Genomic DNA, 6144 nt, shown 5'->3' on the forward strand with positions numbered 1-6144 from the left:
GGGCCCCCCCCCCCGGGGCGGGCCCGGCCCCCCCCCCCGCCGGCCGCCGCCCCGCCGGGCCCCCCCCCGCCGGGGGGGCCCGGGCGCCGTTCGGCGTCCCCTCCCCCGGTGCGGTCACCCGGGACCCGGACGTGTTCATCGCCGAGATCGACGTCGCCTTCGACGGGACGGACGGGCAGCGGACGACGATGTCGCTCGTGCAGATCTTCCGACTCCGCACCGGGCAGATCGCCATGCTCCGTGACTACTTCACCGAACCACCGTCCGACGCCGGTCGGTAGCTCACCCGGGCACCCCGGGCGTCGCTTCCGGGCGTCGACGCCGGTGAGGGCGGCGTCGACCGCGGGTGCCGACGACCTGACCGACCCTGCCGGGAGCAGCTCAGGCCGCAGGCGCGAGGACGACGGTCTTGCCGGACAACTCACCCGCGCCGGCCTGGGCGTGCAGCGCGGGCAGGTCGGCCAGCGCCACCCGTCGGGTGACCTCGACCCGCAACTCGCCGGTGCCGACCCGCGCCGCCAGGTCGGCGAGCTGGTCGGCGTCACTGCGGACGAACAGGTCGATGCCGCGTACGCCGCGCTCCTCGTCGGAGGGGGCCGGCATCCAGACGGTGGTGTTGACCAGGGCCCCGCCGTCACGGATCAGCGGGACCAGCGCGGCGAGCCGCTCCGGGGCGACCGGGGCGAGGTTGAGCACCAGGTCGACCGGCTCGGTCACCGCGGCCACCACGTCGGTGCCGGTGTGGTCGATCACCTCGTCGGCCCCGGCGGCCCGGACCCGGTCGGCGCTGCGGGGGCTGGCCGTGGCGATCACCCGGGCTCCGGCCTCCTTCGCCAACTGCACCGCGTAGCCGCCGACCGCACCCCCGGCCCCGTTGACCAGCACCCGCTGGCCGGCGGTCAGCCTGCCGTGGTCGAACAGTGCCTGCCACGCCGTCAGGCCCACCAGCGGAAGCGCCGCCGCGTCGGCCAGCGGAATGTTCCTGGGCGCCCCCGTCAGGATCTCCGCCGGGGCGATCACGTACTCCGCCGCCGCACCGGTACCCGTCATCGGCAGGAAGCCGATGACCCGGTCGCCGACCGCGACGTCGGCCACACCGTCGCCGACCGCGTCGACCGTGCCGGCGACGTCGAGACCGGGGGTGTGGGGCAGCTCGACCGGGATCGGGCCCTGCATGTAGCCCGCCCGGATGTTGCCGTCGACCCCGTTGAACGACGTCGCGGCGACGCGGACACGGACCTGGCCGACGCCGGGGGTCGGCTGCTCCACGTCCTCGTAACGCAGCACCTCGGGACCACCGAACTCGTGGAAACGCACTGCCTTCATTGCTGGACCTACCTTCGGGTGGACGCCGCCGACGCGTTTCGGACGTTCGGCGGAACACGGGTGCGGCATCGCTTGACGTCGCCAGGGCATCCGGTCCGCTGTCACCAGGGTCGCCCGGAGGCAGCCGGCCGGATCTGCGGTCGCTGGATGCGTCACCCAATCTGGCAGGAACCGGTGCGGTCAGCCTGGGCCAGGTTGGCCCACCCTGACGATGCCCGGCCCACCGGCGTCGTCGACGATCTCGGCGAGGCGCGCCGCATCGACCGAACGCGGTGCCGCGGTGAGCATCAGGGCCGACAGATCGTCGCCCGGGATGGTGAGCAGGCTCCCGACGAGCGTGACGACGCCACCGTCCGGATGAACGAACGCGGCGCTGCTCTCGTAGGCGACCACCGGTCGCGGCGTGCGCCACAGGGTGTCGAACAGGCCGCTGCGGCTACGCATCTCGTCCACCAACGCGGCGAGAGAGGCGTCGGCCGGGTAGCGCAACACCGCGCTACGCAGGCGGGCGACGAGGACCGCCTCGTGATCGGTCGCCTCGGCCGCCGACTGCCGGAAACCCCGGAACGGGTCGCAGAACGTACGCCAGGCGACGTTCCACTCCCACGGGTCCCCGGTGAGGTCCCAGTGCCCCAGGGCCAGGAACGCGTTGTTCACGGCGACCAGGTTCATCGCCGCGTCGGAGACGAACATCGGGGTGTCGGTGAACCGTTCCAGCAGCCGCATCGCGCCCGGACCGATCTCGTTCGGCACCCGCCCGTCCGCGGCGGCGTACCCGGCCAGCGCGCAGAGCCGCTCGTACTCTGCCCGTCCGACGCGCAGGGCACGGGCGATGGCCTGTACCACCCCGGCCGACGGGTGGCTGCGCCCCTGCTCCAGCCGGCGTACGTAGTCCGCCGACATGCCCGCCAGGTCGCCGAGTTCCTCCCGCCGCAACCCCCGCACCCGCCGCCGACCGACCGGCAGCCCGACCGTTGTCGGCGTCGTGCTCTCCCGCAACTGGCGCACCGCGACGCCGAACTCGTGACGATCCACGGCCCCAGTGTGCCCCTCCGGTCGGACCGCAGGTCGCGGGTGGTCCCGGGGGTTATCCCCGGGACGGGTGCGGGTGGAAGCCGCCTTCTAGCGGCCCCGTCGCGCTCCTAGCGTGGGAACGACCGAGGGCGGCCGCAGGCGCAGCCCCGGTTTCCCGAGGAGCCCGCTCATGGCACGAGGAATCCGCACAGCCCTGTTCGCCGCGTTGGTCGCCGGCTGTCTGACCCTGGCGAACGCGGCACCCACCTTCGCCTTCGGCACCGTCGCGCCGTCGACCCCGAAGGGAGGCGACGGGCCGGCCCGGCTGAGACTGCCGACGCCGACCGGGCCCTATCCGGTGGGTACGGTCGACCTGCACCTGGTCGACCGCTCCCGCACCGACCCGTGGGCGACCACCCCGGCCTCCCGCGAGCTGATGGTCAGCCTCTGGTACCCGGCCACCGACGTGGCCCGCTTCCCCCGGACGCCCCACATGCTGCCCGGCGCGGCGGCCCACTTCGGCAGCGCCGACGGGGTCGGGGTCAGCCTGTACGACATACCGGCCGGCGCGGTGGACTTCGCCGCCACCCGGACCAGCGGTCACCGGGGTGCGCCGATGGCGCGGCACGGGCGACCGTTCCCGGTGGTGTTGTACTCCCCCGGGGCCGGCGACCCACGGACCTGGAACACCACCCTGGTGCAGGACCTGGCCAGCCGGGGGTACGTGGTGGTGACCATCGACCACACCTACGAGACGTCCGAGGTGGAGTTCCCCGACGGCCGGGTCCTCACCACCGTGTTGCCGCAGCTCTTCGAGCAGGCGCAGCAGCCCGACGACTTCCAGCGACTCGCGGCCCGCGTGTTCGACACCCGGGTCGCGGACACCCGCTTCGTACTCGACCAGCTGGCGGCCCTGCACCGGGGCGTGAACCCCGACGCGGAGGGCCGGCCGTTGCCCCGGGGCGTGGCGGGCGGCCTGGACCTGCGCCGGACCGGCATGTTCGGCGTCTCGGCGGGCGGGATCACCGCTCTGCAGGTGATGAGCGGGGACCCCCGGATCAGGGCCGCGATCGACATGGACGGCAGCATCGAGTCACCCATCGTCCCGGACGCCCTCCGGTTGTGGCCGGTGACCCGCACCGGCCTGGACCGGCCGTTCATGTTCGTCGGTGACGCCGGCACCGACCACCGGCAGACGCCGTCCTGGCGGATGCTGTGGGACAACAGCACCGGCTGGCGGGTCGACCTGCGGCTCGACGGGGCGCCCAGCGAGGACGCCTACAAGGACGTCGTACCGCTGCTCCCGCAGATCGCCAGGCAACTCGGCCTGCCCGACAGCTTCGTCACCGGGACCATCGGCACCATCGACCCGGCCCGCGCCGTCCGCACCCAGGAAACCCTGGTCACCGCCTTCTTCGACAGGTGGCTGCGCGGCCGGGACGGGCACCTGCTGGACGGTCCGTCGCCACGACTGCCCGGCGTCACCTTCATCCCCTGACCCGCGATCCACCCCGCCGGCCGGCAGCCGTGTCAGTCGCCGGCCGGCGTTCGTGTCGGTCGCCGGCCGACGGGCACGCACGCCGGCCGGCGTCGGACCGGGCGGGGTCAGCCGCCGAGGTGACGCAGGACGGCCAGCACCCGGCGGTTGTCGCCGTCCGAGGCCGGCAGCCCGAGCTTCGCGAAGATGTTCGCCACGTGCTTCTCCACCACCCCGGGGGTGATGGCGAGCGCCGCCGCGACACCGGCGTTGGACCGGCCCTCGGCCATCGCCGAGAGCACCGCACGCTCGCGGGGGGTCAGCGACGCCAGCCCCGCCACGTCCCGCCCGGCCCGCATCAGGTGACCGACCACCTCCGGATCGAGCGCGGTGCCGCCGGCCGCCACCCGGGTCAGCGCCTCCACGAAGTCGGCGACGTCGGCGACCCGGTCCTTGAGCAGGTAGCCGACCCCGCTGGGTCGGTCGGTGAGCAGGCGGGTCGCGTAGCGGGTCTCGACGTACTGGGAGAACACCAGCACCCCGACTCCGGGATGGTCGCGGCGGATGTCGATCGCGGCGCGCAGCCCCTCGTCGGTGTGCGTCGGCGGCATCCGGATGTCGACCACGGCGACGTCCGGTAGGGCGTCGGCGACGGCCGACCGTAACGAGTCCGCGTCGGCCACCGCCGCGCACACCTCGAAGCCACGGTCGGTGAGCAGCCGGACCAACCCCTCGCGCATCATCGCGGCGTCCTCCGCGATCACCACCCGCATGCCGTCGCCTCCGTTTCACACCTGTGTGGGTAGCTCGATCTCGACCCGGGTGGGCCCGCCGGCCGGGCTGTGCACCCGCATCCGGCCGTCCACGACGGTGATGCGGCGGGCCAGCCCGGTCAGGCCGGGGCCGTCCGGGTCCGCGCCGCCGGTGCCGTCGTCGGTGACCCCGAGCGTCAGACTCCGACCGGTGCCGACGACACCGAGCCGGACCCGGGTCGCGTGGCTGTGCTTCGCCGCGTTGGCGAGCAGTTCGGCCGCGCAGAAGTAGACGATCGTCTCGATCGCCGGCGCCGGCCGGTCGGGCAGCTCGACCGTCACCGTGACCGGGAGCGCGCTGCTGGAGGCGAGGGTCGCCAACGCGTCGCCGAGGCCGTTGTCGAGCGCCGGCGGGTGGATGCCGCGTACCAGATCGCGCAGGTCGGCGAGGGCGTCCTTCGCGCCACGGTGGGCGAGGGCGACCAGCTCGCGGGCCTGCACGAGGTCGGGCGGCGGGCCGTCGACACCGAGCTTCTCGGTGGCCATGCCGAGGTTCATGGCCAGCGTCGCCAGCCGGATCTGCGCGCCGTCGTGCAGATCCCGTTCCAGCCGGCGCATCATCGTGGCCGCGTCGTCGATGGCCTGGGCCCGGCTGACCTGGAGCTGCCGCACCCGTTCGGCGAGCCGACGCGGGCCGAGCAGCCACCGCATCGCGGCCAGGTCCGCGGTGGTACCGATCCGCAGCAGCGTCGGTGCCACCAGGAGCATGGCGAGACCGGCCGCCGCGATGAGGAACGCGCCGGCGATCGTCCGCGCCCCGATGGGGCCGAACGGGGTCAGCGCCCACACCGGCCCGAGGCGGGTGCCGGGCGGATGGTTGCGGAACAGCGGCCACCACAGCGGGTAGCTGAGGTTGACCGGCCCGAACACGTAACAGAACAGGCCGTAGCCCTGCGGAACGGCCAGCGGCACCTTGAGCAGGGCGTACCCGCAGGCCCGCCAGCCCGGTCCGTCGGTGACCAGCGCACCGGGCCGCCGCGACGGCCGGGGTGGCGGAGCCTGCACGGGTACGCCGAGCAGCCGGGACGCGAGCCGGCGGTGCACCGCTCCCGTCGCGCGCCCGGCCGGGGCGGCCAGCACGACCAGCAGCGCGACGGTGAGCGGGAACAGCACCAGGAACAGCGGCGCGACGGTGGGGGCGGGCTCACGGGACATGGCCCCGGTGGCCCACAGGACGAGGGCACCCACGGCGGGCACGAGCATCGGTACGGCCAGGACCGCGACCGCGCTGAGCACCCCGAACAGGCAGAACACGGCCTGACGCAGGACCGGTCCGCTGAACGGTGCGCGCAGCGGGGGGCCAGGCCCCCTAATTGCGCTAGAAGCCCGGGCTGCCGCACCCGATGGGCCGCGGACCGGACCGCGAAACGGTGCCCCCGACAGGATTCGAACCTGCGACGCCCGCGTTAGGAGTGCGGCGCTCTATCCCCTGAGCTACGGAGGCGGGGTCTCTCCAGCCTACTGCGGCGTCGCGTGCGAGTCGGCGCGCAGCGGCAGGGGACGACGCAACCCCTC

General features: G+C 74.2%; 6 protein-coding genes and 1 tRNA gene. 2 read left to right on the forward strand and 5 right to left on the reverse strand.

Translation table 11 applies throughout. The features are described 5' to 3' along the window. Nucleotides 1-281: hypothetical protein (locus tag ACOJTC_RS12655; protein WP_420116995.1), on the forward strand; the 281-nt coding region annotated here is incomplete at its 5' end. A gap of 100 nt (nucleotides 282-381) precedes the next feature. On the opposite strand, the gene ACOJTC_RS12660 is transcribed toward ACOJTC_RS12655, so the two are convergent. Together ACOJTC_RS12660 and ACOJTC_RS12665 are read right to left on the reverse strand one after the other, a co-directional pair. Further along, nucleotides 382-1326, reverse strand: coding sequence for an NADP-dependent oxidoreductase (locus tag ACOJTC_RS12660; protein ID WP_363656789.1), 945 nt, complete (start codon nucleotides 1324-1326; stop codon nucleotides 382-384). A 180-nt stretch (nucleotides 1327-1506) separates the two neighbouring features. After that, nucleotides 1507-2361 (reverse strand): helix-turn-helix domain-containing protein, encoded by an 855-nt coding sequence (locus ACOJTC_RS12665; protein ID WP_420116996.1) that lies wholly within the window; start codon nucleotides 2359-2361, stop codon nucleotides 1507-1509. 169 nt (nucleotides 2362-2530) lie between these two features. On the opposite strand from ACOJTC_RS12665, the gene ACOJTC_RS12670 reads away from it, so the two are divergent. Further along, entirely contained in the window at nucleotides 2531-3838 is a 1308-nt protein-coding gene (locus ACOJTC_RS12670; protein WP_420116997.1) for an alpha/beta hydrolase family protein, read from the forward strand. Between the two features lie 107 nt (nucleotides 3839-3945). Here ACOJTC_RS12670 and ACOJTC_RS12675 read toward each other — a convergent pair whose 3' ends face one another. The 3 genes from ACOJTC_RS12675 to ACOJTC_RS12685 form a co-directional block, all read right to left on the reverse strand. Then, complete coding sequence (locus ACOJTC_RS12675) at nucleotides 3946-4590, reverse strand: response regulator (protein WP_420116998.1); 645 nt, start codon at nucleotides 4588-4590, stop codon at nucleotides 3946-3948. A gap of 15 nt (nucleotides 4591-4605) precedes the next feature. Beyond that, complete coding sequence (locus tag ACOJTC_RS12680; protein ID WP_420116999.1) at nucleotides 4606-5883, reverse strand: sensor domain-containing protein; 1278 nt, start codon at nucleotides 5881-5883, stop codon at nucleotides 4606-4608. Nucleotides 5884-6000: 117 nt separating this feature from the next. Further along, nucleotides 6001-6073: transfer RNA gene (locus tag ACOJTC_RS12685), tRNA-Arg, on the reverse strand. Nucleotides 6074-6144: the final 71 nt, after the last annotated feature.

The sequence above is a fragment of the Micromonospora sp. genome (assembly GCF_048594385.1).
Lineage (GTDB): Bacteria > Actinomycetota > Actinomycetes > Mycobacteriales > Micromonosporaceae > Micromonospora > Micromonospora wenchangensis.

Bases quoted from the DNA above. Each gene is read 5' to 3' on its own strand.
- ACOJTC_RS12660 (WP_363656789.1), bottom strand. From the start codon at position 1,326: ATGAAGGCAGTGCGTTTCCACGAGTTCGGTGGTCCCGAGGTGCTGCGT.
- ACOJTC_RS12670 (WP_420116997.1), top strand. From the start codon at position 2,531: ATGGCACGAGGAATCCGCACAGCCCTGTTCGCCGCGTTGGTCGCCGGC.
- ACOJTC_RS12675 (WP_420116998.1), bottom strand. From the start codon at position 4,590: ATGCGGGTGGTGATCGCGGAGGACGCCGCGATGATGCGCGAGGGGTTG.